Source organism: Streptosporangium sp. NBC_01639, from assembly GCF_045209755.1.
GTDB lineage: Bacteria > Actinomycetota > Actinomycetes > Streptosporangiales > Streptosporangiaceae > Streptosporangium.
This window is the reverse complement of the sequence record NZ_CP109272.1, coordinates 658,017-684,220: the sequence shown is the minus strand read 5'-3', so window position 1 is coordinate 684,220 and position 26,204 is coordinate 658,017. Positions and strand designations below refer to the sequence as shown.

Genomic DNA, 26,204 nt, shown 5'->3' with positions numbered 1-26,204 from the left:
CGACTCGACCACACCACGAGCACCCCATTGGTGGGCGCCCGGGGCGCTCCGGCTCATCGCCGGAAGGACCGCGCCGGGCGCCACGACGGAAGGACATCCATGCTTCGACATCCGATACTCGCCGCGCTCGGGCGCATCGCGGGTGGCGGCCGGAGGACAACCGTGCTGCGACGCCTGTCGGTGGCCGCGGTGGCGTTCGCCGCCGCCGCGACCGTGATGCCTGCCGTTCCCGCCCAGGCCGCCGCCTTCAAGGTGCTGGTCTTCTCCAAGACGGCCGGGTTCCGGCACGACGCGATCCCCGCCGGGATCCAGGCCATCCGCGACCTGGGGGTCTCCAACGACTTCACCGTGGACACGACCGAGGACTCCAACGCCTTCGGCGCGACCAACCTCGCCCAGTACAAGGCGGTGGTGTTCCTCAACACCACCGGTGACGTGCTGAACGACACCCAGCAAACCGCCTTCCAGACGTACGTGGACGGCGGGGGCGGTTACGTGGGAGTGCATTCGGCCGCCGACACCGAGTACAACTGGCCGTACTACGGGCAGTTGATGGGTGCCTGGTTCAACAACCACCCGGCGATCCAGCAGGCCACGGTGCAGAACGAGGACCGGGCGCACGCCGCGACCGCTCATCTGGGGGCGACCTGGTCGCGGATGGACGAGTGGTACAGCTACCGGACCAACCCGCGCTCGAACGTGCGGGTCCTGCAGAGCCTGGACGAGAGCAGCTACAGCGGCGGCGGCATGGGTGACCATCCGATCACCTGGTGCCGTCCCCAGTCCTCCGGCCGCGCGTTCTACACCGGCCTGGGACACACCCAGGAATCGTACGCGGACCCGAACTTCCGCACGCTGCTGCTGGGCGGAATCCGGTACGCGGCCAAGGCGACCAACGCCGACTGCCGCCCGGAGACCGGCTACACGGCGTTGTACAACGGGTCGACGACGGGCTGGTCGCAGGCCGGGCCGGGGTCGTTCACGAACAGCGCCGCCACGCTGACCTCCCAGGGCGGCATGGGCATGCTGTGGTACAGCGCCAAGGAGTTCCGTTCCTACTCGCTCAAGCTCGACTGGAGGCTGACCGGCGACTCCAACTCGGGGGTGGTCGTCGGCTTCCCGGCCACCAGTGACGCGAACACGGCGCTCAACACCGGACATGAAGTGCAGATCGACGCGACCGACAGCTCGGACAAGACGACGGGGGCGATCTACGGCTTCAAGGCGGCGGACATCACCGCACGCGATGCGGCGTTGAATCCGCCGGGCCAGTGGAATACCTATGAGCTGCTGGTGGAGGGTGAGCGGCTGCAGGTGTTCCTGAACGGCGCGAAGATCAACGACTTCACCAACACCGATCCGGTCCGCTCACTCCAGCAGGGCTACATCGGCATCCAGAACCACGGGTCCGGCGATGTGGCGTCGTTCCGCAACATCCGCATCAAGGAACTGACCAGCGTGACACCTTCGCCGTCGCCTTCCGGTGACACGGGTGCGTTGCGGGGGGCGGCCTCGGGCCGGTGCCTGGATGTCGCCGGTGCCTCGCAGGCCAACGGTGCCGCGGTGAACATCTGGGACTGCAACGGCGGGTCCAACCAGCGGTGGACCTCGACCGGTTCGGGTGAGCTGCGGGTGTACGGCGGCAAGTGCCTGGACGTGAACGCGGCCGGGACGGCGGACGGCACCGCGGTGATCGTCTGGGACTGCAACGGTCAGAGCAACCAGAAGTGGCGCCTGAACGCCGACGGCACCATCACCGCGGTCGGAAGCGGCAAGTGCCTGGACGCGTCCGGTTACGGCACCGCCAACGGCACCAAGGTGCACATCTGGACCTGCCACGGCGGCACCAACCAGAAATGGACCCGGATATGACCGCCATGTGACACGACCCTGGAGCCGGTCCGTACCCGGCGACCGGCTCCAGCGGGGCGCCCTCGCCGGGCGGGAGCGGTCGGCGCACCCCGGGAGCCATGTGATCTTCGCCCAGGACGAAACCACCGCTCACGCGTACGTAAACGCGCATCTGCCGGTACACCCGCACCAGCCTGCCAGTCCCGCATACCGATCAGGCTCACTCGCGTCTCACCAGCCGAGAACACGTCGGTCCTGCCCTCATCGGCAGGACCGGCAGCACGGTCTTGACCGTCCGCCCTACCCCCTTGGAGCTCACATGTCACCCCTCAGCCGGCGCCGACTGCTCCAGGCAGCAGGCGTCACCGCCGCCGCAGCCGCCGCCGGTCAATTCCCCGGCACCGCGCCCGCCTTCGCCGAGGTCGCCCCCGTCCGCGCCGACATCGGCGTGTCCGCCTACGCGTTCGAGTTCGGGCAGGTGCGCCTGACCTCCGGCCGCTGGCTGGACAACCAGAACCGCACCCTGTCCTATCTGCGGTTCGTCGACGTCAACCGGCTGCTGTACGTCTTCCGCGCCAACCACCGGCTGTCCACCCAGAGCGCGGCGGCCAACGGCGGCTGGGACGCCCCCGGCTTCCCCTTCCGCAGCCACATGCAGGGGCACTTCCTGACCGCGTGGGCCCAGGCGTACGCGGTCACCGGTGACACCACCTGCCGGGACAAGGCCAACACCATGGTCGCCGAACTGGCCAAATGCCAGGCCAACAACGGAGCCGCCGGTTTCAACGCCGGCTATCTCTCCGGCTTTCCCGAGTCCGACTTCACCGCGCTCGAAGCCCGCACGCTGAGCAACGGCAACGTGCCGTACTACTGCGTCCACAAGACCCTGGCCGGGCTGCTCGACGTGTGGCGTCACATCGGCAACACCCAGGCGCGCGACGTACTGCTGGCGTTCGCCGGCTGGGTCGACTGGCGGACGAGCCGGCTGACCGCCAACCAGATGCAGGCCATGCTGGGCACCGAGTTCGGCGGGATGAACGCCGTCCTGACCGACCTATACCAGCAGACCGGCGACGCGCGCTGGCTGACCGCCGCCCAGCGGTTCGACCACGCCGCCGTGTTCAACCCTCTCGCGGCGAATCAGGACCAGCTCAACGGCCTGCACGCCAACACCCAGGTGCCCAAGTGGATCGGCGCCGCCCGGGAGTACAAGGCCACCGGCACGACCCGCTACCGCGACATCGCCGCCAACGCCTGGCGTATCACCGCCAACGCGCACACCTACGCGATCGGAGGCAACAGCCAGGCCGAGCACTTCCGGGCGCCCAACGCCATCGCCGCGCACCTGACCCGGGATACCGCCGAGGCCTGTAACACCTACAACGTGCTGAAACTGACGCGGGAGCTGTGGCTGCTGGACCCGAACCGGGCGGAGTACTTCGACTACTACGAGGGAGCGCTGCTCAACCACCTCATCGGCCAGCAGAACCCCGCCGACGCCCACGGGCACGTCACCTATTTCACTCCGCTCAACCCCGGTGGTCGCCGGGGCGTCGGCCCGGCCTGGGGTGGCGGCACGTGGAGCACCGACTACGACTCCTTCTGGTGCTGCCAGGGGACCGGTATCGAGACGAACACCAAGCTGATGGACTCCGTCTACTTCCACAACGGCACGACGCTGACGGTGAACCTGTTCACCCCGTCGGTGCTGAACTGGACCCAGCGCGGCATCACGGTCACCCAGACGACCTCCTTCCCGGTGAGCGACACCGTCTCGCTCCAGGTCACCGGCAACGTCAGCGGCTCGTGGTCGATGCGCGTCCGCGTCCCCGCCTGGACGAGCGGCGCCACGATCAGCGTCAACGGCGCTCAGCAGAGCATCGCCACCACGCCTGGCTCGTACGCGACGATCACCCGGTCGTGGACCTCGGGCGACACCGTGACCGTGCGCCTGCCGATGCGCGTGGTCATGAAAGCCGCCAACGACAACCCGGGCGTCCAGGCGGTCACCTACGGGCCGCTGGTGCTGTCGGGCAACTACGGCAACACCGCGCTGTCGGCGCTGCCGTCGCTGGTCCCCACATCGGTCACCCGGACGAGCACGTCGGCACTCACGTTCACGGCGACCGCCGACACCGCGACCGTCAACCTCATCCCGTTCTACGACGCCCACGGCCACAACTACACCGTTTACTGGAACGCCAACGGCCAGGGCGGCACGGGGACGGCGAGCTTCCGGCTGCACAACGCCGCCACCGGGTTCGTCCTCGGTGTCCAGAACATGTCCACGGCCGACGGCGGCCTGGCCGTGCAGTGGGCGGACAACGGCACCGCCGACCACGACTGGGCACTGGTCGTGGACGGCGGTGCCGTCAAACTGCGCAACGTCAACAGTGGCAAGGTCCTGGGCGTGGAGAACATGGCCACCACGGACGACGCCCGCGTGCTGCAGTGGGGCGACACGGGCACCGCCGACCATCGGTGGACGGTCGTGGACGCCGGAGACGGGACCCACAAGCTCCGCAACGTCAACAGCGGCAAGCTGCTGGCCGTCCTGAACGGCTCCACGAGCCAGGGCGCGCAGGTGGTCCAGGACGCTGACAACGGCAGCGGCGACAACCGGTGGCGCTTCCTGCCCAACGGCGCGCGCCGCATCCAGAACCTCGCCAGTGGCATGGTGCTGGGCGTGACGAACATGTCCACCTCCGACGGCGGCCTGGTGATCCAATGGGGCGACTCCGGCACCGCCGACCACCTGTGGACAGCCGTGACCGACACGGGCGGCTACGTCAAACTGCGCAACTCCAACAGCGGCAAGGTCCTCGGCGTCGAGAACGCCTCGACGAGCGCAGGCGCCCGAGTGGTCCAGTGGGCCGACAACGGCACCGACGACCACCGCTGGCGACTCCGGTACGGCGCCAACGGCTCCTTCCGCATCCAATGCGCCAACGGCGGCCGCGTCCTGGGCGTCAGCGGCGGATCCGCCGCGCAGGGCGCTCAGGCCGTGCTGGCTGACGACACCGGCGCCAACGACCGCCTGTGGCGATTTCTGTGAGCGATCCACCATGGACGACGCGACCGCCGAGAGCATGAAAAACCAGCACCTGATCGCCATCAACCAGGACCCGCTCGGCCTTCGGGCCGTCCGGATCGGCAACGACGGCACGCGCCGCATGCCGGCCAGACGCCCGAGCCACGGCGACCGGCTCAGGATCGCGTTGCGCGGGCCGAAATTGTCGGTGCCGGGCGCAATGATGGGATCATGACCGACGCACCCCCCAGCACTCTCCTCGCCGATCAGTCCGCCTACGCCGAAGCCGTTCAGCTCGCCTTGGACGCCGCTGCGGCCTACTACCGCGACGGCACGTCCGCGCTGGACGACGACGCCTACGACCGGCTGGCCCGGGGCATCCAGGCGTACGAGGCCGAGCATCCCGACGAGGTGCTGCCGTCCTCGCCGACGGGCAAGGTGGCCGGTGGCGCGGTGGTCGGCGATGTGCCGCACACGGTGCCGATGCTGAGCCTGGACAACGTCTTCGGCGCCGATCAGCTGGTCGACTGGGCCGCGTCGCTGGAGCGCCGGCTGGGCCGGCCGGTCACGGCGTGGAGCGTGGAGCCGAAGCTCGACGGGTTGGCGATCTCCGCGCGTTACCGCGGCGGGCGGCTGGCGCAGCTGGTCACCCGGGGTGACGGGACCGCGGGTGAGGACGTGAGCCACGCGATCGGCACCATCGTGGGGCTGCCCGCGAGGCTGGCCGAGCCGGTCACGGTGGAGCTGCGCGGCGAGGTGATGATGACCGCGTCGCAGTTCGAGGACGCGTGCGCCAAGCGCCAGGCGCACGACGGCACCACGTTCGCCAACCCGCGCAGCGCCGCCGCCGGCGCGCTGCGCGCCCGGTTGTGGCCCTACGTGTGCGAGCTGACGTTCTTCGGCTACGGCGCGCTGCCGCATCCCGACGACGTCTCCGAGTCGGCCACGCGGCTGCGTGAGCTGCCGCACAGCGAGGTCATGGCGTGGGTCGCCGGCCAGGGCGTGCAGACCACCGCCGTCACCGACGTCGGTGGGATCGTCGCCGCCACCCTGGAGCAGGTCCAGGAGCGGGTCGAGCAGATCGCCGCCAAACGGGCCGATCTGACCTTCGGTATCGACGGCATCGTGATCAAATGCGATCTCGCCGCCGACCAGGCACAGGCCGGCTTCAGCTCGCGTGCGCCCCGGTGGGCGACCGCCTACAAGCTGCCCGCCACCGAAAAGATCACCAAGCTGATCGGCGTCGAGTGGAACACCGGCCGCACCGGCATCATCGCCCCGCGCGCCGTGCTGGAGCCGGTCGAGCTCGACGGCAGCGTCGTCACCTACGCCACCTTGCACAACGCCTCCGACATCGCCCGCCGCGGACTGATGCTCGGCGATCATGTGACCGTCTACAAGGCGGGCGACGTCATCCCGCGCGTCGAGGCCCCGGTCGTCCACCTGCGCACCGGCGAGGAGCGGCCGATCGCGATCCCGCAGGTCTGCCCGACCTGCGGCGACGCCATCGACGCCGCACAGGAGCGGTGGCGGTGCGTGCGCGGTCGCGCCTGCCGGGTCATCGCCTCCATCGGCTACGCCGCCGGTCGCGACCAGCTCGACATCGAAGGCCTGGCGGAGAAGCGCATCCGGCAGATGCTGGACGCCGGGCTGATCGCCGACTTCGCCGACCTGTTCTACCTGACCCGCGAGCAGCTGCTGGGCCTGGACCGGATGGGCGAGACCAGCACCGACAACCTGCTGGCCGCCCTGGAGAGGGCCAAGGCGCAACCGCTCAGCAGGGTGTTCTGCGCGCTGGGCGTGCGCGGCACCGGCCGCTCCATGAGCCGCCGCATCGCCCGGCACTTTGGCAGCATGGACGCCATCCGCGCGGCCGACGCCGAAGCGATCGAGGTGGTCGAGGGCATCGGCCCGAAGAAGGCGCCGTCGGTGGTGGCCGAGCTGGCCGAGCTGACCGACCTCATCGACAAGCTGGTCAAGGCCGGGGTCACCATGACCGAGCCCGGCTGGACGCCACCCGCAGATCCCGACGCCGGTGCCGACCCCGAGGCGAGCGGCGCGGCCGAGCGGCCGCTGACCGGGATGTCCGTCGTGGTCACCGGCGCGATGAGCGGGGAGCTGGCGGCGCTGACCCGCAACGAGATGAACGAGCTGATCGAACGCGCCGGGGGCAAGGCGTCCTCCAGCGTCTCGGCGAAGACGTCGCTGCTGGTGGCCGGAGAGAAGGCGGGCTCCAAGCGGACCAAGGCCGAGAGCCTGGGCGTGCGGATCGTCAGCCCGGAGGAGTTCGCCGGCCTCGTCAGCCCGTTCATCTGATCAGAACTGGAGCGGTCGCATCTGATCGACGAGCTTGAATCAGCCGGCGAACCTGCTCGATTCCGTCCTGCTGGACGTCGATGACCGCATCGATCAGGCCCGTGGCGGAGGTCAGGCCGTGGGCGGGCCTGCGAACGATGGCGCCGAGGCGTACCACCCTGCGATGCGCCGCATCCTGCACGATCTCCTCGTCCGCCATATGCCCTGAGGTTGTCTGCGGCACCGGACCGAGCGACATGATACGACAGCCCAAGGGGGTTGGGGCCGCAGATCGGTAGGGGCCGATGAGTGGGTGGTCCGTGTTCCCGCTCGAACAGGAATTCCGATCACTCTTCGTGATCGCTGAGGCTGCAAGCCTGTCCCCCTGCTCGCGCTCGTCAGCAGGGGGCTCACCAGCGCATCACTGATGCCCCTACCGAGGGGATCAACCGGTTGATCAAGGACGCCGTCCGCGTGGCGCTCGGCTATGGTTCGCTACGCGAAGGCGATGACGGCATATCTCTCATCATGGATGGGCCGCCCCCACAGAGCGGGATCGAGGAGGGGCTCGACGCGCAGAGTCTTCACCAGCGGCTGCAGCGCCTGCACAAGACGCTCGGCCTCGACCCCGCCCATCCACGGCATCGACTCGGATTCGACCTCATAGGACTGGTCCTCACCCGGTTCGGCGGTCGCCCAGCGCCCTTCGATGAGCACCAAACGCCCGCCGGGACGCAGCAAGCCGATCCACCGGGACAGCGCCGTCTCCGGATCGGGCAGGGTCCACAGCAGGTGACGGGAGAGGATCACGTCGAAGGAGGACCCGACCTCCGCGGGCGGGTCCCCGGCATCCCCAGCATCATCACGGCATCGAAGCCGGCGGCGCTGAGTTTGCGCCGGGCCTGCTCGACCATCAACGGCGACAGATCCACTCCGGACGGCCGGTGTCCCTGTTCGGCGAGCACCAGGGACAGCGAGCCGGTGCCGCACCCCAGGTCCAGGACGTCGACCGGCGAAGCCGGCATCCACGAGCGCAACCGCCCTGCCCATGCCGCTCTGACATGGGGGTCGCGAAGACCGTGGTCGGCCTCTTCGTCGAAGGAGGCGGCGAAAGCATCCCAGAAGGACGCGATTGAAGCACTGGTTTCCGGCATCGGCAGATCATGTCACCCGGCACCGACAAGAACGCACGCCATGCCCGAACACCCTGCGTCGGTCAGAGAAAGCAAGGCCTCCTCCAGTGTCTCCGCGCGCACCTCCCCGGCCTGATCAGGATGGTTCGGGTCCTGCGCTCCGATGCTCGATGTGGGCGTCCGGTCCCGGGAAGACCAAGGCCTCATGGTCCTGGTCAAGCCAGCGGACCTCGTACGGCGGCGATCCGTCGGGATGGTGCAACGCGGTGATGACGCCGATGCGGCGCGGCTCGCCCAGATGGGTGCTTTCAACGACCAACCGGTCCCCGATGTCTGCCTTCATGGCTGACCCCTTCCTTCTTTTCTCTACATTCCCCGTTCTGCCCATGTGTGAGCACCGGCCACCCACCGGTCGACACGGAAGGACCTGCTCTTGACCTGGGATCGGTGAGTTGATCGGTGTCCGCCGGGGTGCCGGTGGGCGACCTGCCCGGCGGACGGCTCGCCCGGTTGGGCCGCCGGCCGCCCGTTCAAGCCTTTTCCGACCGCGAAGATCCAGGTCACACCATGATCCCAGTCGACTGAAAGCCTGGTATGCCCGGGTCTGTCGCTGATATACACCGGGAGGAACCCAGAAGGGGAACGGCATGCGCAGGCGATGGCTCCTCGCGGTGATCACGTCGGTGGTGGCGATCATCGTTACCGGTGTGTACGCGCTGGCGGTCACCCCGGGCGAGGTGGTGGCCTCCTCGCCGGAGCGGTCCGGCCGCTCCGCCGAACCGGCCGGGGAACCGTCGCCCGCCCCGAAGCCCATGCTCACCTTCCTCCCGGAGCCCACCCCCACTCCCACCTCGGCCCCACCGGCCGATCCAGGCCGGGCCGCGGCGGACTATCTCGCCGCCTGGCAGGCCGGAGACCTCTCCTCCATGACCGGCATGGTCGTCGACCCGCCGGCCGACTTCGCCGAACGGCACCGACGGTTCGACACCGAACTACGGGTCTCGTCGCTGTCCCTCACTCCCGGTGAGCCGCGCCGTCAGGGCGAGGAGGCGGCGGAGGTGCCCTTCCAGGGGGTACGGGAGGTGACGGGCCTGGGGCCGTGGCCGTTCTCCTCGGTCCTGCGTCTGGCGCTGCGGGCCGGGGTCTGGAAGGTCCTCTGGACCCCGGAGACGCTGCACCCCTCGCTCGGAGACGGCGGAAGTCTGCGGATCAAGGAGACCCGGGTGCTCCGACCGGCCACGCTCACCCGTGAGGGCGTGCCCTTTCCCCGTGACAGCAGGGCGGGTGGCTACCTCACCGGGCTGGACGACACGGCGGCCGAGCTGGCGCTGGAGGAGGTCCCCTCGGGCCGGACGCTGCTGGCCTCGTCGGCCCCGCAGCGCTCGGGGACGCGCAGCACGATCTCCCAGCCGGTGCAGGCCGCCGCCGCCCGTGCCCTGGACGGCATGGAACGGCCCGCCGCGATCGTGGCCGTGGACGTCCCGACCGGTCAGGTGCGCGCGGTGGCGGACACACTGGGCGGCAAATGGGCGTTCAACGGCCTTTACCCGCCCGGATCGACGTTCAAGGTGGTGACCGCCGCCGCGCTGCTGCGCAGCGGCCTGACACCGGAGTCACCGGTCGCGTGCCCGGCCGCCTACACCATCCCGAACTTCAGGGGCTTCAGCAACGACGGCGGCGCCGATCACGGCACCGTGACCCTCACCATGGCCTTCGCGTTCTCCTGCAACACCACTTTCGTCCAGCAGGCCTACGAGCGGCTGCGTGAGGACCGGCTCCGCGCCGAGGCCGCCGACAGCTTCGGATTCCGGGAGAAGCCGGGCCTGAGCTCCTGCCGGATCCGGCCGCACGCGGACCTGAACGAGCTGGGTTCCGACGCCATCGGCCAGAACTCGGTGCAGGCCAGCCCACTCTGCATGGCCGAGGTCGCCGCCGCGGTCGCGAGCGGGGTCTGGAAGCCTGCGATCATGACCGACGAGCCTCCCGCCGGCTCACCGTCCCCGGTGCCGCTGGACGCGGGCGTGGTCGCCGGTCTGCGTACGATGATGGGCGCCGTGGTCACCCAGGGCACGGCCGCCCAGGCCGGCCTCCCGCCGGACACCGCGGGCAAGACCGGCACCGCCGAGGTCGCCGGGGCGGAGTCGCACGCCTGGTTCATCGGCTACCGCGGATCCCTGGCCTTCGCAGTGTTCGTCCAGAACGGCGGCAGTGGCGGCAAGGTGGCCGCCCCACTCGCCGCGAGGTTCCTCAAGGCGCTCTGACCTGTACCTCCTATGCGTCGACGAGCTCGGCTACATGGAACTCGACCGGCCCGGTGCCGAGCTCCTGCAGTTCACCGCCGACTGGCTCGATGGCGCGCGACCGCGTCGGCCTGGCGGCGGGTGCATGGCCATACGGTGCCGTGCGCGGCGAAGCTCTGGCTCTTGTAGGGGCGCACGAGGGTGTTATGGTCGCGCCATGCCACGTACGGACAGGGCGTCGCGGGTGATCGCTGCGCCACCCGATCGCGTCTGGGCCACACTCGTCGATCGCGAGGCGCTCATGGCATGGCTCCCCCCAGCCGGGATGACTGGCAGATTCGAGCGATTCGACGCCCAGCCGGGCGGGTCGTACCGGTTGGTGCTGACCTATTCCGACGCGTCTGGCGCGCCCGGCAAGGCGACCGTGGATTCCGACATCGTCGAGGCTCGCTTCGTCGACATCGTCCCCGGCGTTCAGGTCGTGCAAGCGGTGGACTTCGTCTCCGACGATCCTGCCTACGCCGGCACGATGACCATGATCTGGGAGGTCACCGCTGTCGAAGCGGGGACGCGCGTCGACATCGTTGCCGAGGACGTCCCGGACGGCATCTCCGCGGAGGATCACGCCGCGGGGCTCGCCTCTTCCCTGACGAACCTCGCCGCCTACGTGGAGCAGTAGCCCTCGCTGATGCCGCGTCAGGCAAGGTCTGCCCTGTCGTGAGGTGATGCGCCGTCTCTGTGCTGTGCCTGGCGGTAGGTGGCCGTCGCCCTGTCCGGGTGGCAGAGCGAGTGCGCGTGCACGAGATCAAGAAAATCGCCAAGTCCAAGCCGACCGAGCACGACCTGCCGTTTTCGACCTGGAGCCTGACCAAGCCGGCCGGCTTACTGGTCGCCGAGGGAGTGGTCGACCTCAGCCACGAGGGCCTGCGCATCCTGCTCTGCGAGGAAGGCGTCTCCTTTCAACGCCTGAAGGCCTGGAAGATCTCCCGCGACCCGGGCTACGCGCCAAGAAGGCCCGCGTCGAACACCTCTACGCGATCGCCGAGGTCATACCCGAAGCGGGCGAGCCCGAAGCCGGCTTCTGCACGGACGAGTTCGGGCCGCTCGACCTGATGCCCCATCCGGTCCGGCAGTGGGCCGAACGCGGCGGCAAGCACAAGGAGCCCGGCCGTGAACCACGCCGCCGGCGGCGCGCGAGTGAAAACGGCAGACCTGGGCGATGCCACCGGGCCCGCTTGGAGAGGAGGTGCCAAGCCGCGTCCTTCGACGGCACCGCAATGAATGTTTCACCGGAAGCCGCTACAGGGCTTCGACGAACGAACCCCCTCGCCTCATCGAAGAGCACACGAAATCCGCCTCCCAGAGGGGCCCGATACCCTGCCCCGGACGCTCTGTGGGCACGCTCCCATACCCCAAGAGAGCGCTTTCTCCTACCCTTGCCTAATGGAACTAGCGGAGATCCGCACCTACCCCATCAAGTCCACCAAAGGCATCCTCCGCCCATCCGCTCAAGTCCTCCCCTGGGGTCTGGAAGGCGACCGCCGCTGGGCTGCGGTGGACCCGCTGGGAGAAGTGATCTGGGTAGGCGAACACCCCCGACTCCTCTCGGTTTCGGCCACCGAAACCCCCGAAGGCGGCCTCCGCCTGTCGGCGAAGGGCATGGACGAACTCAAGGTCCCTCCGGCCACCGGCGACACGACCCCGGCAGGTTTCTCCAACCTCGGCGAGCTGAGCGTCGGCGACGAAGTCCGGCCAGGCTAGCCGGTCAGGTGCTTCAGGACCGCGTTCACCACCGCGGGTCGGTGGACCGAACGTCCGGTCCCAGACCCGGGCGCGCCGGTAGGTCTTACTGTCGACGGCTTCACGAACGTTGCCCCAGCCATGCAGCCACGCCATGAAGGCGGCGTCGACCGCCGGGTCGAACAGGTGGGCCCGGTCCCAGTCCAGGACGCCGATCAGCTTTCCGTCCGCACTCCAATGGACGTTCTCGCCGCCGAGCGAACGGGCCGTCGGCTCGCCCGGGCCACAGACTGGGCATCGGACCCGGTGAACCTTCCAGGTCAGAGCCAAATTACTCGTCAGGCGTTGGAGTGAACACCGATACCGCCGGAGATGGTGAGGTTGTCGCCGGTGATGTAGCCGGCGGCGTCCGAGGCGAGGAAGGCTACGGCTTCGGCGATGTCGGCGGGAGTGCCGACGCGGCCGAGCGGGATGTCCCGGGCCCAGGAGTCGATCATTTCCTGGGAGACACCCATCTTGCTGTAGGCAGGGGTGTTGATCATTCCCGGGCTGACCGCGTTGACGCGGATGCGGCGGGGGGCGAGTTCGAGTGCGAGGGACCGCATGAGGGGCAGCAGAGCGCCCTTGGCGGCTGTCATCGCGGCCCCGAGCCCTTCGGCGGCGCCCACGGTGAACACGACCGAGGCGCCCTCGTTGAGGAGCGGCAGCGCCTTTTGCAGGGTGAAGAAGTTTCCCTTGACGTTGATGTCGAACAGGGCGTCGAAGGTGTCTTCATCGGTTGATTCGATCGGGCCGGGGCGGGAGATGCCCGCGTTGAGGAAGAGCAGGTCGAGGGAGCCGAGTTGCCGGCGCGCCTGGTCCATCGCCTGGTCGATGTCCGGCAGGGACCGTGCGTCGGCCCGGACAGCCGTGACGTCTTCGGGAAGTCCGGCGTTGGCGACATTGCCGAGGCCGGTGACCATGACGCGGTAGCCGCGGGAGTGGAGCAGTTCGGCGGTCGCCTTGCCGATGCCGCTGGTTCCACCGGTGATCAGAGCTGTGGGTGCAGGCATGATGCGCTCCTTTGCGTACTTATGGGCGGGGGGTGAGCGGCTCTGTCTGTGGGGCAGTGAGTGGTGCCGCGCACCACTCATGGCAGCGTATGCCATATTGGCAGTGGCTGTCACATGGGATGCGCATGCCGTCTTGGCAGTGCTGGGTAATCTGGTGGTATGCAGCAGGACGCCAAGGCAGCGACGAGGACTCCGACCACACTGTGGGACCGGACACGACAGATGGCCTCCCGAGAGATCCTCGAGACGGCCCTGCGCCTGTTCATCGAACAGGGCTACGACGAGACGACCATCGCCCAGATCGCCCGAGAGGCCGGCGTTTCCCAGCGCACCCTCTTCCGCTACTTCGGCACCAAGGAGGACCTTCTCGGCGGCAACCAGGACCGCTTCGGGCAGGTCCTGGCAGACACGATCAGCGAACTGCCAGCCGACGTCGGCGTCTGGGAGGCCCTGCGCGCAGGGGTTGCTGCCGTACTGACCCTGCATGACAGCCGCGAACAGACCCTGGAGCGGTTCCGTCTCCTGCACAACACCGCCTCGCTGCGTGCCGGTTGGCTCGAAAAGCGACTGCGATTCCAGGAGGGCCTGCTGCCGCTCATCGAGACCCGTATGGACGCAGCTACCGGCAACGAGGGCGCGAAGGCCCGCGCGGTGATTGCGACGGCGTTCGGGTGCCTGGATGCCGCATCGATCACGTGGGTCGACAACGATGGCAAGGGCGAAATCATGGACCTATACGACGAGTGCCTGGCTGCGGTGCGCGGCTGACCCGCAGCGGCCAACCAGCCCGGAAACCGTGGACGGAAACTGAGCACACCCGCTGCCACAGACCGGGTCCAGATCCGGATCTCCCAGCTGGCTGCAGATGGGCCACGCTGGCGTCATGCGCAACGACACCAATGGCACACCCGGTCCGCTACCTGGACTCCACAAGACGAGTGCTTCAAGTCAACCCCCGAAGGACTTCCGGAGCCGACCACTTAGTCGGGTCGTTCGGGTGGGTGTTTCGTCGTGGAGCGGGCGCGGAGGTGTGCGCGTTCGCCCTGCCTGCCGAACAGGCTGAGAAATTCGACTGGTTCGGTGCCGATGGCGCCGAACCAGTGCGGTACGCGGGTGTCGAACTCGGCCGCTTCGCCGGGTGCGAGCACCAGATCCTGTTCGCCGAGGACGATCCGCAGCCGGCCATTGAGGACGTAGAGCCATTCGTAGCCCTCGTGGGTCTTCAGATCGGGTTCCCTTCGGGGGCTGCCGGCTGGGATCACGAGCTTGTAGGCCTGGATGCCGCCCGCTCGGCGGGTCAGGGGCACCATGGTCATGCCGTGATGGGTGACCGGGCGAAGGTGTATACGCGGGTCTCCGGTGGGTGGGGCGCCGACGAGCTCGTCAAGGGTGATGCCGTGGACTCTGGCCAGAGGGAGCAGTAGTTCGAGGTTCGGCCGGCGGGCACCGGACTCCAGCCGGGACAGGGTGCTCACCGAGATGCCGGTCGCCGTCGAAAGGTCGGCCAGCGTGATTTCGCGCTGCCGGCGCAGCGCGCGTAGCCGGGGTCCGACCGCGTCGAGCGCTTGGTCAAGGTCGTCGTCCATGTCATCAGTTTGCCAGATCGGCAACGAGGTTTGCGGTAATGGCTGATGAGCTCGCATGATTGCCGTGGAGGTGGTCAGGGTGACCGACCGGCTGAGGGGCGGCTATGACGTGGTGGTGTGGAGGTGGCGCCGCGGGTCGAGCGGGTCGCCGAGGAGACCGTCAAACGTTAGCCGCCTACCGGGAGCCGTTCTCGGCCGGGGCCGAAGCGCGTGTCCGAGAAGCGGTGATGGGCGCCCGTCGCCACGATCTGTGAACCACGGAAAGGAAGCAGCTGTGTTCGAAGAATTCGGCAAGGCGTACTGGGAAGAGCGCTACCGCGGCCATGCTGCGGCCTACGACGGGCGGCCCAATCCGCAACTCGTGGCGGAGGCCGGGGAACTCGCGCCCGGCACGGCACTGGACGCGGGCTGCGGCGAGGGAGCCGACGCCATCTGGCTCGCCTCGCGCGGCTGGCGGGTGACGGCGGTGGACATCGCCGGCACCGCGCTGCACCGCGCGCGGGAGCACGCCGAAACCCTCGGTGCCGATCTCGCGAGCCGGGTCGACTGGGTACAGGCCGATCTGACCGACTGGACGCCCACCGAGGAACACTTCGATCTGGTCTCCACCCACTACGTGCACCCGGCGGCATCGCGCGAGGCACTGTTCCACCGTTTGGCCGCATCGGTCGCGCCGGGCGGCACGCTGCTCATCGTCGGCCACCACCCATCAGGCCCTCAGCCCACCGGTTCGCACGCCTCAGCGCTGCAGGTGCACTTCACCGCCGAAGAGATCGCCGCCGGCCTCGACCCCGGCCGGTGGGACATCGCCGTCGCCGAGGCCAGGACCCGGTCGGCCACCGCCCACGAAGGCCACGACGGCCACGAGCACCACGAGGGTCACGAGGGTCACGAGGGTCACGAGGGCCACGGAATCACCATTCACGACACCGTCCTCCGAGCCCGCAAGCGTCCATGACCTGCGGATCCGCACGCCGTTCCGGCAGACCGGCGACGGGTGATGAGATCATCTCGGCCGGGCTCCGGCCGGCCTGGAGGGGCGAGCGGATGCGGGGCTGAGGATCTGGCGCATCCGATGGAGACTCCGTTGCCGCCCTCTCCATGCAGGTCGGCTCGGCCAAGTCATCCTCATTCGGCAAAACGCGAAAAGGGATGAGAAATGCCCGCTGGTGTCTATGATGATCAGGTTTTGTGACGATCAGTTCTTGTTGACATGTCATGACATGTTGTAATTGAAGGACGCCATGCGATCTCGCCTAAGTGTGATGGCTCTGTCGGTGGTGGCTCTGGCGGCTACCTCCGGTCTGATGGCCGTGACCACCCCCGCCTCCGCAACCACCCCCGCCTCCGCGACCGCCCCCACCGACCAGACGGTAACCGTCAAAGCAGTCGAAGACACCTATGTCAGCCAGGCCGGCCCCACGGCGCCGCACGGCAGCCACACGTGGCTCTCGGCCAACGCGGCCACGTCCGACGGCGCGACCAACACCGAGCGCCGCTCCTATGTCCGTTTCACCGTCAAGGGCCTGCCCGCCGACGCTTCCGATGTCAAGCTGACACTGGAGCTGCAGTCGGTCAGGACGACCGATACCGTCCTCGAGGCGCGTCCGGTCACCGGAACGTGGTCCGAGTCCACGCTGAACTGGAACAGCCGGCCGGCCACCGGTGCGGTCCTGGCCACCGCCAAGGGCCTGACCAGCGGACAGACGGTCAAACTGGACGTGTCTTCCGCTTTCACTGGCAACGGTGACTATTCATTCGCCATCACCTCCCCCTCGAACATCCAGAGCGTGCTGCACTCCTCGCAGGCCACCAGCGGCGAGGGGCCCAAGCTCACGGTGACGTACGGCGACGCGCCCCCGACGGTTCCGGCCGGTCCGCTGCCGTTCGAGCTGCCGTCGACCGCGACGCTGCGCGCGTCCTCCCACAAGGTGTTCGCGCACTACTTCACGCCGTACCCGATCTCGCTGAACAACAAGGCCGGGGCCGACGACTACTACACCAAGAACTACCTCAACCCGGCCGGCGAGAGCGGCAAGCACGCGGCGTACGGCGGGCTGCTGCGTGACCGGCCCTTCCCCCGGGAGGTGCTGTCCGGCGACTGGCAGCTGGCCGACATGAAGAAGGAGGTGCAGACCGCGGCCAAGGCCGGACTGGACGGCTTCACCGTGGACGTGCTCTCCCTCACCAGCGCCCACTGGGACCGGCTCAAGATCCTGATCAAGGCCGCCGAAGCGGTCGATCCCGGCTTCAAGATCGTGCTGATGCCGGACATGACCTCGCTGAAGGTCGACGCCGGCACGCTCGCCTCGGCCATGGCCGGCCTGGCCGCGTCCAAGTCGGTCTACCACCTGGGCGACAACCGCTTGGTGATCTCGCCGTTCAAGGCCGAGCAGCAGAGCGCCGCCTGGTGGAAGAACTTCATGGACATCATGAAGAGCTCCCACGGCATCGACGTCGCACTGGTCCCGGTCTTCCTGAACTTCTCGTCCAACGCCTCGGCCTTCGCGCCGATCAGCTACGGCTTCTCCAACTGGGGTAACCGCAGCCCGGCTCAGCAGACCGGCATCGAGTCCAACATCTCCAAGGCGCACAGCCTGAACAAGATCTGGATGCAGCCGGTCTCGGTCCAGGACGAGCGACCCAACCAGGGCATCTACGACGAGGCCAACAACACCGAGAACCTGCGTACGACATGGGAGAAGTCCATCTCGGGCGGCGCCGAATGGATCCAGCTCACCACGTGGAACGACTTCTCCGAAGGCACCCAGTTCGTCCCCTCGGTGCACAACGGCTCGACGTACCTGGACATCTCTTCCTACTACCTGACCTGGCTGAAGACCGGCAAGGCTCCGGCGATCGTGCGTGACACGCTCTATCTGACGCACCGCTCGCAGTTCGTCGCGGCCAGGCCGACGTCGGGTTCGCAGACCAAGTTCATGAACCCGCGCGGTGGCACGTCCACGCCGCGCGACAAGGTCGAGGTGCTGTCGTTCCTCACCAAGGCGGCCGCGGTGAAGGCGACCATAGGCGGCAAGGAGCAGAGCTACGACGCCAAGGCCGGCGTCCAGGCGCAGCTCTTCCCCTTGGCGTACGGACTGAACAAGGCGTCCGTGGGCGCGGTGACGGTCTCGTCGCCGTGGGAGGTCAAGAGCAGTTTCTCGGTGCAGGACCTGCAGTACAACGCGGTCAGCAGCGGCCGCAAGTGAGTCCCTCGCGCCCGCCAGGCCGGGCGGGCGCGACATCGGCGGCCGGCCGGGCTCACGGCCACCAGTGCGGCACCCGGCGGGTCGTGCGGCCATCGGAGGCCCGCCGGGTTCAGGGGCGCAGCGCCGCGAGCTGCTGCTCGAACGGGACGACATCGTCGAACCGCCCGGTGGGCGTCGGCCGGCGGGCCATCAGGTCGGCCAGTTCGCCGCCCGCGCGGGTGATGCGGGCGGCCAGGCCGTCGGTGCGCGCGTCCCCGCCCGCTCCCCAGTCCTCCGAGGCCGCGTACACGGCGGTGGGCACCACGAGTGCGCGCAGGTAGACGAAGAGCGGGCGCAGGGCGTGTTCGAGGGCGAGCGAGTGCCGCGCCGTGCCGCCGGTCGCCGCGATCAGCACGGGCTTCCCGGTGAGCGCGGTGTTGTCGATCACGTCGAAGAACGATTTGAAGAGGCCGCTGTAGGAGGCGGTGAAGATCGGCGTCACCGCGACGACGCCGTCCGCCTCCGTGACGGCTTCGACGGCCTCGCGCAGGGCGGTGGCGGGGAAGCCGGTCACCATGGCGTTGGCGATGGCGCCGGCGAGGTCGCGCAGCTCCACCACGCGGACCTCGACCGCGGTCTCCCCGTCCGCCAGGCGCCTGCTGGTCGCCTCGGCCAGCCGGTCGGCCAGCAGGCGCGTCGACGACGGCCGGCTGAGACCGGCCGAGACGACCACGAGCTTCAAGGGCTTCATCGAAATCCTTTCGGTGCGGGACCCCCGTCCCGGGGGACGGGGGTCTGCCGCGGGACGGTTGTCAGGCCGGGGAACCGGTGGGGACGGGCGGCTGCGTCTCGTCACCGGCGTCGCGACGGGCGACGAGTGCCGCGTGGGTGGGGCCGTCCGGCACCTGGCTCGGCCGGCCGGCCGCGAACTCCTTGCGCAGGACGGGCACGACCTCCTCGCCGAGGATGTCGAGCTGCTCCAGCACGGTGGAGAGCGGCAGTCCGGCGTGGTCCATCAGGAACAGCTGGCGCTGGTAGTCGCCGAAGGACTCCCGGAAGGTCAGGGTCTTGTCGATGACCTCCTGCGGGCTGCCCACCGTGAGCGGGGTCTGGTCGGTGAACTCCTCCAGTGACGGGCCGTGGCCGTACACGGGCGCGTTGTCGAAGTAGGGGCGGAACTCCCGTACGGCGTCCTGGGAGTTCTTGCGCATGAACACCTGACCGCCGAGGCCGACGACGGCCTGCTCGGGGGTGCCGTGGCCGTAGTGGGCGAAGCGTTCCCGGTACAGCTCGATCAGGCGGACGAAGTGCTCCTTGGGCCAGAAGATGTTGTTGGCGAAGAACCCGTCGCCGTAGTAGGCGGCCTGCTCGGCGATCTCCGGGCTGCGGATCGAGCCGTGCCAGACGAACGGCGCGACTCCGTCGAGCGGCCTGGGCGTCGAGGTGAACGACTGCAGGGGAGTGCGGAAGCGGCCCTCCCAGTCCACGACGTCTTTGCGCCACAGCTGGTGCAGCAGCGCGTAGTTCTCGACGGCCAGCGGGATGCCCTGGCGGATGTCCTGCCCGAACCACGGGTACACCGGCCCGGTGTTGCCTCGGCCCAGCATCAGGTCGACGCGCCCGTCGGCCAGGTGCTGGAGCATCGCGAAGTCCTCGGCGATCTTGACCGGGTCGTTCGTGGTGATCAGGGTCGTGGCGGTGGAGAGGATGAGCCGCTCGGTCCGCGCGGCGATGTAGCCGAGCATGGTCGTCGGCGACGACGGCACGAAGGGCGGGTTGTGGTGCTCGCCGGTCGCGAAGACGTCGAGTCCGACCTCCTCGGCCTTGAGCGCTATGGCGACCATCGCCTTGATCCGCTCGCGCTCGCTCGGCGTCCTGCCCGTGGTGGGGTCCGTGGTGACGTCGCCTACGGTGAAGATCCCGAACTGCATCGTGCTCACCATCCTCCATATCATTGAACTTTCAACCATGCTGAACACTGTGGCGCGCGTATTATTCCCGGCGGCCCATGGCCGGGCGAGCCGGGCCGGACCCTCTCGGGCGCGACCCGATACCGGCCGGTACGGCCCACGTCAGGCCGTGAAACGCCTAGGAGGTGAAAGGACCGTCCGGTCGCAGGTCCTCCAGCCGCCGCCGTATCTCGGTGACCTGCAGCGGCTCGACCATCCCGTCCCACGGCGCGAGCGCGGCCAGCCCCCTCTCGCACTCCGACCGGGCGTTCCGCGGCTCCATGCGGGCGAGATGCAACCGCGCCAGCGCGGTGCTCACCCCCGTCGCCGGGAGCCGTCCCACGGCCGACCTCAGGAGCGCGGCGGCCTCCTCGTGACGTCCCTTCGGCAGCGTCGCCGCCCGGTGGACCTGGCAGCGGGCCAGGCCGATCCTGTCCCTCGACCGTTCGTACAGCTCGGCCGCCTTCTGCCAGTTCGCCGCGGCGTCGTGCGCCCGGTCCAGATACCAGTGGACGAGCGCGAGGAGCTCTCGCGCGTGGGCCTCGGCGTGCACGTCTTCCGCCTGCCGGGCGATCCCGAGGGCCTGGACCAGGGTGCTCAGGGCATCCGCGTACAGGCGGTCCGCCTGGTCGGTCTCGTCCTTGAAACCGCAGACCTGGCCCCGGCGCATCTGCAGGACGGCCATGTTGATCCACCGGGTGGCCTGCCCGGTGGAGTCCCCGCCCGGCAGGGCCTGGCCGTACTGCACCAGGGACGACTCCACCGCGGCGAACTCGTCGCCACCGGCCAGCAGCGTCGACGCGCGCGCCAGGTGGAGCTGGGCGGGCCAGGACTCGACGCCGGACTGCAGGCCGGCGGCCGCGTCGAAATGCCGCTGGGCCTCGCGGGGTTCGCCCAGCACCAGGGCGGTCAGGCACAGCCGCAGTTCGGCGGTGGCCCGGACGTCCGGGTCACCCAGGACCGTCGCCGCGTGCGCCAGGGCGCGGGCGGCCTCCCGCCTTTCCTGGTGGCGCTGCTCCAGGGAGAACCACACCTCCAGCGCGTCCGCGATCCGCCACAGGGGGCCGGCCGCCCAGGGCGCCGGGCTGGGCTCCTTCAGTATCTGCAGCAGTGCCCTGTCCTCGGTGCTGAACCAGGCCCATGCCTCCTCGTGCGGGAGCAGTTCGGCGGACCGGTCGGCCCGGTCCGCGAAGTGTTCCACCAGGCGCTGCCGTGCCGCCTGCGGGTCGTCCGGCGGCGGCGCGATCGCACGGGCCCCGTCCACGAGGCGGATCCGGGACTCTCTCACCTTCACCGTCAGGCCGTGCCGGCTCAGTTCTTCCATCGCCGCCGTGACGGCGGATTCCGGCCCGCCGGCGAGGGCGGTGGCCGCGTCGATCCCGACCTCGGCGATCGGCGTCTTCGCGAGCAGCGCCAGCAGTCGCCGCGCCGCCGGGCTCACCCGCGCCAGCTGCATGGTGCGCACCTTCTGCAGGGTGCGGTCGTGGGGCTCCTGCCCCAGGTCGTTCAGCAGCCCCGCCATGGAGACGTACGGGTTCTCGGTGAGCCAGCCGCGGATCTCGACCGTGACCGCGGGCCTGCGCAGGAACAGCTCCGCCAGCTTCTTCGTCGCGGCGGGGTCGGCCTCGATCCGGTCCGCGGTGCTCGGGGAGCGCAGCAGCGTCACGGTGTCGTCGGCGTTCAGCGGGCCGACCTGGACGACCGCCACGTCTCTTGGGATCCTGTCGCCGGTGTCCACCTTGAGATCTCCCGCGATGACCAACCGACTGCCCCGCACGCGGTGGGGGAGCCAGCGCACCTGGCTCCACCGTTCGACGTTGTCGAGGAGCAGGAGGGCGCCGGTGTCCTGGAGCGCGGCGACGACCTCCTGTTCCGCCCCTCCGGCGCTCTCGGCCGGCCCCAGCGGGCGGCCGAGGGTCCGCAGCACCCGCTCCATCACGCTCGCCGCGTCCTCGGGGCCGTCCGGATCCTGGCCGCGCAGGTCGGCGTAGTACTGCCGCTCGGGTTCCGGCGCCAACCCCCATCCGGCGTTGACGGCCAGCGCGGAGGTGCCGATCCCGCCCACCCCCCGCACCACGACCAGACCCCGCTCCACGGCGAGGCCGGTCACCTTCTCGAGCTCGGCCTCCCGGCCGACCAGCGGCTCGACCCGGGGAGGGAGCCGCTGAGGTCCCACCGGCAGAGGTGGGGGGACCGCGCGCCTGCGCAGCCATCTGGCGGAGAGCAGCAACAGGGCCACGGCGAGTGTGAGCCCTCGGGGGATCACCGGTAGCAGGACGTCGAAGGTCATCTCGAGGATGATGGCCATTCCCACGGCGGGACCGAACGAGACGGCGGTGGCCAGGAGTTCCCTGCGGCTTCCCGGCAGTGCCGAACGGAGCCCGGCCATCCGCCGCCGGAGCCCCCGGGGCGGTTCCCGGAACTCGGAGCTCATCTGTGGACTCCCTGGGTCAGCCCCCGGACCAGCCACCTGCCGGTCCCGAGCAGCAGCAGCACGGGCACGACGGTCATCATGACCCCCTGGGCGGCCAGCCCCCCGGCCGAGGTCGTGAAGTAGCGTGCCTGCTGGAGCAGGAGGAGCGGCGCCTGATCCGCCGCCGGCCAGTTCAGCAGCAGGCCGATGACCAGGTCGTTCCAGACGAGCACGGACGACAGCACCGCCACCGCCACCACGGCGGGCCCGCTCTCGGCCAGCACCTGCGTCATCGCCGAACGCCCCTCGGTGAAGGGGCGCAGCACCGCGGGCCGTGGCACCGACATGAACGCGTTGCGCAGCAGCAGCACTCCCAGGGGGAGCACCAGCGCCGCGTGCACGGAGCCCAGGACCACGACGTTGCCCAGCGACGTGCCCAGCACCTTTCCCAGCGGTACGGCGAGCACCTGCGGAGGCAGCACCGCGAGCACCACCGCCACCGCCGTGACGATCCGCCGCGCCCGCAGCGACAGCCGCTCGTGGGTCAGCGCGTACGCGGCGGGCATGGCCACCGCCACTACGACGACGGCGACCAGCAGCGCGCGCAGCGCCGTGGCGCCCAGCGCACCGGCGAAGGAACCGTCGCCGAGCGCCTCGCCGTACGAATCCAGGCCGTACCCTCCGGTCCACCACCCCGACGTGGCCGCGGCCACCGGATCGCGGAACGAGGTGAGCAGGAGGACGACGAAGGGGAACGCCCAGAGCACGGTCACCACCGCGGACATGACGCGCAGCCGCCACCGGGGACGTCCGGTGACGGGCGGGCGCCGCTCCTGCCATCGCTGCCCCGTCTCCGGCCAGTCCCGGCGGAGCCGCCACAGCACGAGCAGCGCCACCGTGACGGCCAGCGCGGACAGCAGGACGGCGAGCGCCGACGCCTGCCCGTCTCCGAGAACGTCGCGATGGCGCCACCAGAAGAGCCCCACCACATCCACCCTGGACTGGACCGCGCCCGGCGCGCCCACCAGGACCAGGTCGAACACGCGGACGGCCGCGGTGAGCACGATCAGCATCACCAGCGCCGCCGTGGGGAACAGCGCCGGGATCACCACGGTGCGCATCCGGCGGAGCCGCCCGGCACCGAAGACACGCCCGACCCGCAGGAGGTTCGCCGATATGTTCGCCAGCCCCACGTGGAAGACCAGGAACGCCAGCCCGGTCCACTGCCAGACGAAGGCGAGGCCGAGAACGAGCCAGATCCAGCCGGGGCCGATGAAGAGCACACGATCGGGCAGCAGGGCGTTCACCACGCCCCGGTGGGGGTCCGTGTCGAAGATCAGGCGGAAGGCCGCTCCCGCGGTCAGCGGCGAGGTCACCGAGGGCAGTCCCAGCACGGTCAGCAGCAGCACCCGCAGGCGTGGGCCCGCGTCACGGGCGAGCCAGGCGAGTCCGAACCCGAGCGCGCAGACCACCAGCGCGAGCATCAGCCAGCCGGCGTTGTGCAGCAGGGCCTGCCAGACCTCTTCGTCGGTCAGGACGTGCCAGTAGTTGGCCGGGCCCGCATCCTGGATCACACTCGTCACCACGGTCGCGACCAGCGGCGCGAGCAGGACGGCGGTCGCGAGCAGGACGGCGGGCAGCAGGGGCCACCGTATCCCCCAGAAGCCGTGGCCGTCCGACTTGGCAGGCGTGCGCATGTCGTGATGCGGCGTCACGTCGAAAAGCAGGATGTCGTCGTGCCTCAAGACGGCCTCTTCTCGACCAGGCTCGCGATCGCTCTCATGGCGCTCTCCGCCGCGTCCCCGGACGGCTGCCCGTTGACGGCGACCGCGATGAACAGGTCGGTCAGGACGCGCCACAGGCCCTGGCCGTCTCCGCCCGCCAGGCCACCCGTGAGCCGGTCGGAGAGATCGAATTCCACTGACTCCTCCAGTTCGGCGGCCAGGTCCCTGATGGGGGCGGGGTAGCCGTGGACGTTCTTGTTGAGCGAGAGGAAACCGCCGGCGGCGGCCCACGCCCCCAGCCGCTCGCCGGCCTCCTCGCCGGTGAGCCACTCCACGAATCTCCGGCCGCGCTCGCCGCTCGACTTGAGTGCCACCACGGCGTCCCCGCCGACCACCACCCGCGGCGCGGGCCTGCCCGCGGGGCCGGGGAAACGGAAGCGCCACGCCCCCTGTCCGGGCGAGCGGTAGCGGTCGATGACGGGCCAGGCGAAGTCGGGTGCCGCCAGCATGTCGGCGCGACCGTAGCGGAAGACATCGAGGATGGAGTCGTGGAACTGGGTGACCAGTGCCTGCCGGCCCCCGCCGGGGACCAGGTTCTCGATACGCCACAGCTCCGCCAGCCGGGTGAGCGCCTCCCTCACGGAGCCGTGGCTCCAGTCGCCCGCGGTCCTGTGCAGCGTGCCGTACGTCACCGGGTCGATCCCGAGGAGGACGTTTTCGAACCAGTCGGTGAGGACCCAGCCGTCGGCCGCCGCGATGGAGAGCGGGGGGCGGCCGTTCTTCGCCGCCGCGCGCTCCCTGCACAGCTCCACCCACGCGTCCCAGTCGGCGGGCGGGGCCGGTACGGCCTCGGGCCGGTACCACACCAGCGACTTGTGCGCGATCTTGAACCAGACGCCGTTGGTCCGCCCGTCCTCCCCGCACCGCAGCAGTTCCTGCCAGAAGGGGGGATCGCCGGAGGGCAGCGGGTGCAGCCGGGCGCAGACGACGGGGTCGCTCACCAGCCCGGGCCGCGGCACGATCGCCACGTCGGGAGTGGCCGCCGACGCCACCGACTTTCCGAGCAGGGCGGCGATGTTGTCTCCGGCGGAGTAGACGGTGACGGCCTGGTTCTCCAGGACCCGGTTGAAGCGGCTCAGCTCCCAGCCGCTCCACACCACCGCGATCCGCAACGGGGGCGCGCCGCCGCATCCGGTGAGCCCCGCGGCGGCCAGACCCGACAGTACGGAGAGGGCGTGCCTACGGTCCATCCGCACCGGTGATCTCCCAGGAGGCTGTAGGGGAACGGAGCGTCTCCACCCGGTTCCTGTCGTCACTCACCACCAGGACCGGCAGGTCCGGGTAGGCCTTCAGGCTCTCGCTCACCGCGGCGTGACAGGGGGGATATCCGTCGCGGTCCTCGATCAGCACGGCCCTCGCCGCCTGCCAGTGGCACATCGCCCGGGCGAGTGCCACCCGGAGTCGCTCGTCGAGGGAGAGGTCGTGGGGCCGCCAGCCGAGGAGGCCGCGGAGGTTCAGCCGTTCGGCGACATAGTTCACCTGCCCTTTCCGGAACTCCTCCCGATGGCGCCCCCGCACCCCGAACTCGATGTTCTGCTCGATCGTCAGATGAGGGAAGAGTCCGCCCCCGGCGGGTACGAAGGCGATGCCACGGTCCGCCGGGGACAGTGAGGTGATCTCACGGCCGGTGATCAGGATCCTGCCCCTGACAGGCCACGCCTGCCCCAGTAGCACGTCGGAGAAGGCCTCCGCATCGGCCGCGTCATGGGCCAGCACGACCCCCGTCCGCCCGGCCTCGACGGTCAGCCGGCCGGGTTTCAGGGCACGCCGGTTCGCGCCGTGCTTCCAGCAGAGGTCGTCCAACTGGAGGTGAAGTCCGGGCATGGATCCGTCAGCTCCGGAAAATGGGAGATGTCCTTTCTTCTATAACGCAACGAGATTGGTTTTCGAAAGGTTTCCGGTGAATTGCAGCACGACTGATCCCGACCCCGGCGGGACCCGG

Annotated in this window: 22 protein-coding genes and 2 pseudogenes; 11 read left to right on the top strand and 13 right to left on the bottom strand. The window is 69.6% G+C overall.

Annotated features, from left to right (window positions below):
• Window positions 1-99: 99 nt before the first annotated feature.
• The 4 genes from OHA77_RS03120 (at window position 100) to ligA (ending at window position 7,198) form a co-directional block, all read left to right on the top strand.
• Entirely contained in the window at window positions 100-1,872 is a 1,773-nt protein-coding gene (locus OHA77_RS03120) for a lectin (protein ID WP_406315987.1), read from the top strand.
• A 298-nt stretch (window positions 1,873-2,170) separates the two neighbouring features.
• A complete protein-coding gene (locus OHA77_RS03115) occupies window positions 2,171-4,906 on the top strand; it encodes a beta-L-arabinofuranosidase domain-containing protein (RefSeq protein ID WP_406315986.1) in 2,736 nt (911 codons plus the stop codon).
• 10 nt (window positions 4,907-4,916) lie between these two features.
• A complete protein-coding gene (locus OHA77_RS03110) occupies window positions 4,917-5,117 on the top strand; it encodes a hypothetical protein (RefSeq protein ID WP_406315984.1) in 201 nt (66 codons plus the stop codon).
• Window positions 5,114-7,198 carry an NAD-dependent DNA ligase LigA gene (ligA, locus tag OHA77_RS03105; protein WP_406315983.1) on the top strand — a complete coding sequence of 695 codons (2,085 nt, stop codon included), beginning with the start codon at window positions 5,114-5,116 and terminating at the stop codon, window positions 7,196-7,198. Before OHA77_RS03110 ends, ligA begins: the two co-directional genes overlap by 4 nt.
• Here the strand turns inward: ligA and OHA77_RS03100 are convergent.
• From OHA77_RS03100 to OHA77_RS03085, 4 genes and pseudogenes are all read right to left on the bottom strand, one after another.
• The gene (locus tag OHA77_RS03100; RefSeq protein WP_406315981.1) at window positions 7,191-7,397 is read right to left on the bottom strand and encodes a hypothetical protein; all 207 of its coding nucleotides are present in this window, start codon (window positions 7,395-7,397) and stop codon (window positions 7,191-7,193) included. The two genes, ligA and OHA77_RS03100, sit on opposite strands and share 8 nt — an antisense overlap.
• A gap of 275 nt (window positions 7,398-7,672) precedes the next feature.
• Window positions 7,673-8,167: a class I SAM-dependent methyltransferase gene (locus OHA77_RS03095; RefSeq protein WP_406315979.1), complete on the bottom strand. Its 495-nt coding sequence runs from the start codon at window positions 8,165-8,167 to the stop codon at window positions 7,673-7,675.
• A pseudogene (locus OHA77_RS03090) lies at window positions 8,101-8,331 on the bottom strand (SAM-dependent methyltransferase); the annotation flags it as partial. The gene OHA77_RS03095 and the pseudogene OHA77_RS03090, both read right to left, overlap by 67 nt.
• 115 nt (window positions 8,332-8,446) lie before the next feature.
• A complete protein-coding gene (locus OHA77_RS03085) occupies window positions 8,447-8,653 on the bottom strand; it encodes a DUF1918 domain-containing protein (protein ID WP_326822184.1) in 207 nt (68 codons plus the stop codon).
• 304 nt (window positions 8,654-8,957) lie between these two features.
• Between OHA77_RS03085 and OHA77_RS03080 the strand changes: the two genes are divergently transcribed.
• The 4 genes from OHA77_RS03080 (at window position 8,958) to OHA77_RS03065 (ending at window position 12,311) form a co-directional block, all read left to right on the top strand.
• Entirely contained in the window at window positions 8,958-10,571 is a 1,614-nt protein-coding gene (locus OHA77_RS03080; RefSeq protein WP_406315977.1) for a penicillin-binding transpeptidase domain-containing protein, read from the top strand.
• 196 nt (window positions 10,572-10,767) lie between these two features.
• Window positions 10,768-11,229 (top strand): SRPBCC family protein, encoded by a 462-nt coding sequence (locus tag OHA77_RS03075; RefSeq protein ID WP_406315975.1) that lies wholly within the window; start codon window positions 10,768-10,770, stop codon window positions 11,227-11,229.
• 116 nt (window positions 11,230-11,345) lie between these two features.
• A complete protein-coding gene (locus OHA77_RS03070; protein WP_406315973.1) occupies window positions 11,346-11,663 on the top strand; it encodes a hypothetical protein in 318 nt (105 codons plus the stop codon).
• Window positions 11,664-11,993: 330 nt separating this feature from the next.
• Entirely contained in the window at window positions 11,994-12,311 is a 318-nt protein-coding gene (locus tag OHA77_RS03065; RefSeq protein WP_406315972.1) for an MOSC N-terminal beta barrel domain-containing protein, read from the top strand.
• A 162-nt stretch (window positions 12,312-12,473) separates the two neighbouring features.
• On the opposite strand, the pseudogene OHA77_RS03060 reads toward OHA77_RS03065, so the two are convergent.
• Together OHA77_RS03060 and OHA77_RS03055 are read right to left on the bottom strand one after the other, a co-directional pair.
• A pseudogene (locus tag OHA77_RS03060) lies at window positions 12,474-12,620 on the bottom strand (hypothetical protein); the annotation flags it as partial.
• 8 nt (window positions 12,621-12,628) lie between these two features.
• Window positions 12,629-13,342 (bottom strand): SDR family NAD(P)-dependent oxidoreductase, encoded by a 714-nt coding sequence (locus OHA77_RS03055; protein ID WP_406315971.1) that lies wholly within the window; start codon window positions 13,340-13,342, stop codon window positions 12,629-12,631.
• 159 nt (window positions 13,343-13,501) lie between these two features.
• Between OHA77_RS03055 and OHA77_RS03050 the strand changes: the two genes are divergently transcribed.
• Window positions 13,502-14,110, top strand: coding sequence for a helix-turn-helix domain-containing protein (locus tag OHA77_RS03050; RefSeq protein WP_326822191.1), 609 nt, complete (start codon window positions 13,502-13,504; stop codon window positions 14,108-14,110).
• Between the two features lie 212 nt (window positions 14,111-14,322).
• Here the strand turns inward: OHA77_RS03050 and OHA77_RS03045 are convergent, their stop codons facing one another.
• Window positions 14,323-14,928: a helix-turn-helix domain-containing protein gene (locus OHA77_RS03045; protein ID WP_406315970.1), complete on the bottom strand. Its 606-nt coding sequence runs from the start codon at window positions 14,926-14,928 to the stop codon at window positions 14,323-14,325.
• A gap of 274 nt (window positions 14,929-15,202) precedes the next feature.
• Here OHA77_RS03045 and OHA77_RS03040 point away from each other — a divergent pair, with 274 nt between their 5' ends.
• Both OHA77_RS03040 and OHA77_RS03035 read left to right on the top strand, forming a co-directional pair.
• On the top strand, window positions 15,203-15,886 hold the full coding sequence (locus OHA77_RS03040; protein ID WP_406315968.1) for a class I SAM-dependent methyltransferase: 684 nt from the start codon (window positions 15,203-15,205) through the stop codon (window positions 15,884-15,886).
• Window positions 15,887-16,193: 307 nt separating this feature from the next.
• Window positions 16,194-18,137, top strand: coding sequence for an endo-1,3-alpha-glucanase family glycosylhydrolase (locus tag OHA77_RS03035; RefSeq protein ID WP_406315967.1), 1,944 nt, complete (start codon window positions 16,194-16,196; stop codon window positions 18,135-18,137).
• A 109-nt stretch (window positions 18,138-18,246) separates the two neighbouring features.
• On the opposite strand, the gene OHA77_RS03030 is transcribed toward OHA77_RS03035, so the two are convergent.
• The 6 genes from OHA77_RS03030 to OHA77_RS03005 all read right to left on the bottom strand — a co-directional run bounded on the left by OHA77_RS03030 (window position 18,247) and on the right by OHA77_RS03005 (window position 26,086).
• Window positions 18,247-18,867: an FMN reductase gene (locus OHA77_RS03030; protein ID WP_406315965.1), complete on the bottom strand. Its 621-nt coding sequence runs from the start codon at window positions 18,865-18,867 to the stop codon at window positions 18,247-18,249.
• A gap of 61 nt (window positions 18,868-18,928) precedes the next feature.
• A complete protein-coding gene (locus OHA77_RS03025; protein ID WP_406319757.1) occupies window positions 18,929-20,047 on the bottom strand; it encodes an LLM class flavin-dependent oxidoreductase in 1,119 nt (372 codons plus the stop codon).
• A gap of 157 nt (window positions 20,048-20,204) precedes the next feature.
• Window positions 20,205-22,499 carry a hypothetical protein gene (locus tag OHA77_RS03020; RefSeq protein ID WP_406315964.1) on the bottom strand — a complete coding sequence of 765 codons (2,295 nt, stop codon included), beginning with the start codon at window positions 22,497-22,499 and terminating at the stop codon, window positions 20,205-20,207.
• The gene (locus OHA77_RS03015; protein WP_406315963.1) at window positions 22,496-24,223 is read right to left on the bottom strand and encodes a hypothetical protein; all 1,728 of its coding nucleotides are present in this window, start codon (window positions 24,221-24,223) and stop codon (window positions 22,496-22,498) included. The genes OHA77_RS03020 and OHA77_RS03015 overlap by 4 nt, the downstream gene beginning before the upstream one ends.
• A complete protein-coding gene (locus OHA77_RS03010; protein WP_406315962.1) occupies window positions 24,220-25,458 on the bottom strand; it encodes a hypothetical protein in 1,239 nt (412 codons plus the stop codon). The genes OHA77_RS03015 and OHA77_RS03010 overlap by 4 nt, the downstream gene beginning before the upstream one ends.
• Window positions 25,442-26,086, bottom strand: a complete 645-nt coding sequence (locus OHA77_RS03005) for an ATP-binding cassette domain-containing protein (RefSeq protein WP_326822199.1) — start codon at window positions 26,084-26,086, stop codon at window positions 25,442-25,444. Before OHA77_RS03005 ends, OHA77_RS03010 begins: the two co-directional genes overlap by 17 nt.
• Window positions 26,087-26,204 lie beyond the last annotated feature (118 nt).

What these genes read in the sequence shown, in the direction of transcription:
- OHA77_RS03100 (WP_406315981.1), bottom strand. Translation starts at nt 7,397, where the DNA reads ATGGCGGACGAGGAGATCGTGCAGGATGCGGCGCATCGCAGGGTGGTA.
- OHA77_RS03110 (WP_406315984.1), top strand. Translation starts at nt 4,917, where the DNA reads ATGGACGACGCGACCGCCGAGAGCATGAAAAACCAGCACCTGATCGCC.
- OHA77_RS03025 (WP_406319757.1), bottom strand. Translation starts at nt 20,047, where the DNA reads ATGCAGTTCGGGATCTTCACCGTAGGCGACGTCACCACGGACCCCACC.
- OHA77_RS03055 (WP_406315971.1), bottom strand. Translation starts at nt 13,342, where the DNA reads ATGCCTGCACCCACAGCTCTGATCACCGGTGGAACCAGCGGCATCGGC.
- ligA (WP_406315983.1), top strand. Translation starts at nt 5,114, where the DNA reads ATGACCGACGCACCCCCCAGCACTCTCCTCGCCGATCAGTCCGCCTAC.
- OHA77_RS03115 (WP_406315986.1), top strand. Translation starts at nt 2,171, where the DNA reads ATGTCACCCCTCAGCCGGCGCCGACTGCTCCAGGCAGCAGGCGTCACC.
- OHA77_RS03020 (WP_406315964.1), bottom strand. Translation starts at nt 22,499, where the DNA reads ATGAGCTCCGAGTTCCGGGAACCGCCCCGGGGGCTCCGGCGGCGGATG.
- OHA77_RS03080 (WP_406315977.1), top strand. Translation starts at nt 8,958, where the DNA reads ATGCGCAGGCGATGGCTCCTCGCGGTGATCACGTCGGTGGTGGCGATC.
- OHA77_RS03075 (WP_406315975.1), top strand. Translation starts at nt 10,768, where the DNA reads ATGCCACGTACGGACAGGGCGTCGCGGGTGATCGCTGCGCCACCCGAT.
- OHA77_RS03035 (WP_406315967.1), top strand. Translation starts at nt 16,194, where the DNA reads ATGGCTCTGTCGGTGGTGGCTCTGGCGGCTACCTCCGGTCTGATGGCC.
- OHA77_RS03030 (WP_406315965.1), bottom strand. Translation starts at nt 18,867, where the DNA reads ATGAAGCCCTTGAAGCTCGTGGTCGTCTCGGCCGGTCTCAGCCGGCCG.
- OHA77_RS03050 (WP_326822191.1), top strand. Translation starts at nt 13,502, where the DNA reads ATGCAGCAGGACGCCAAGGCAGCGACGAGGACTCCGACCACACTGTGG.
- OHA77_RS03045 (WP_406315970.1), bottom strand. Translation starts at nt 14,928, where the DNA reads ATGGACGACGACCTTGACCAAGCGCTCGACGCGGTCGGACCCCGGCTA.
- OHA77_RS03085 (WP_326822184.1), bottom strand. Translation starts at nt 8,653, where the DNA reads ATGAAGGCAGACATCGGGGACCGGTTGGTCGTTGAAAGCACCCATCTG.
- OHA77_RS03065 (WP_406315972.1), top strand. Translation starts at nt 11,994, where the DNA reads ATGGAACTAGCGGAGATCCGCACCTACCCCATCAAGTCCACCAAAGGC.
- OHA77_RS03005 (WP_326822199.1), bottom strand. Translation starts at nt 26,086, where the DNA reads ATGCCCGGACTTCACCTCCAGTTGGACGACCTCTGCTGGAAGCACGGC.
- OHA77_RS03120 (WP_406315987.1), top strand. Translation starts at nt 100, where the DNA reads ATGCTTCGACATCCGATACTCGCCGCGCTCGGGCGCATCGCGGGTGGC.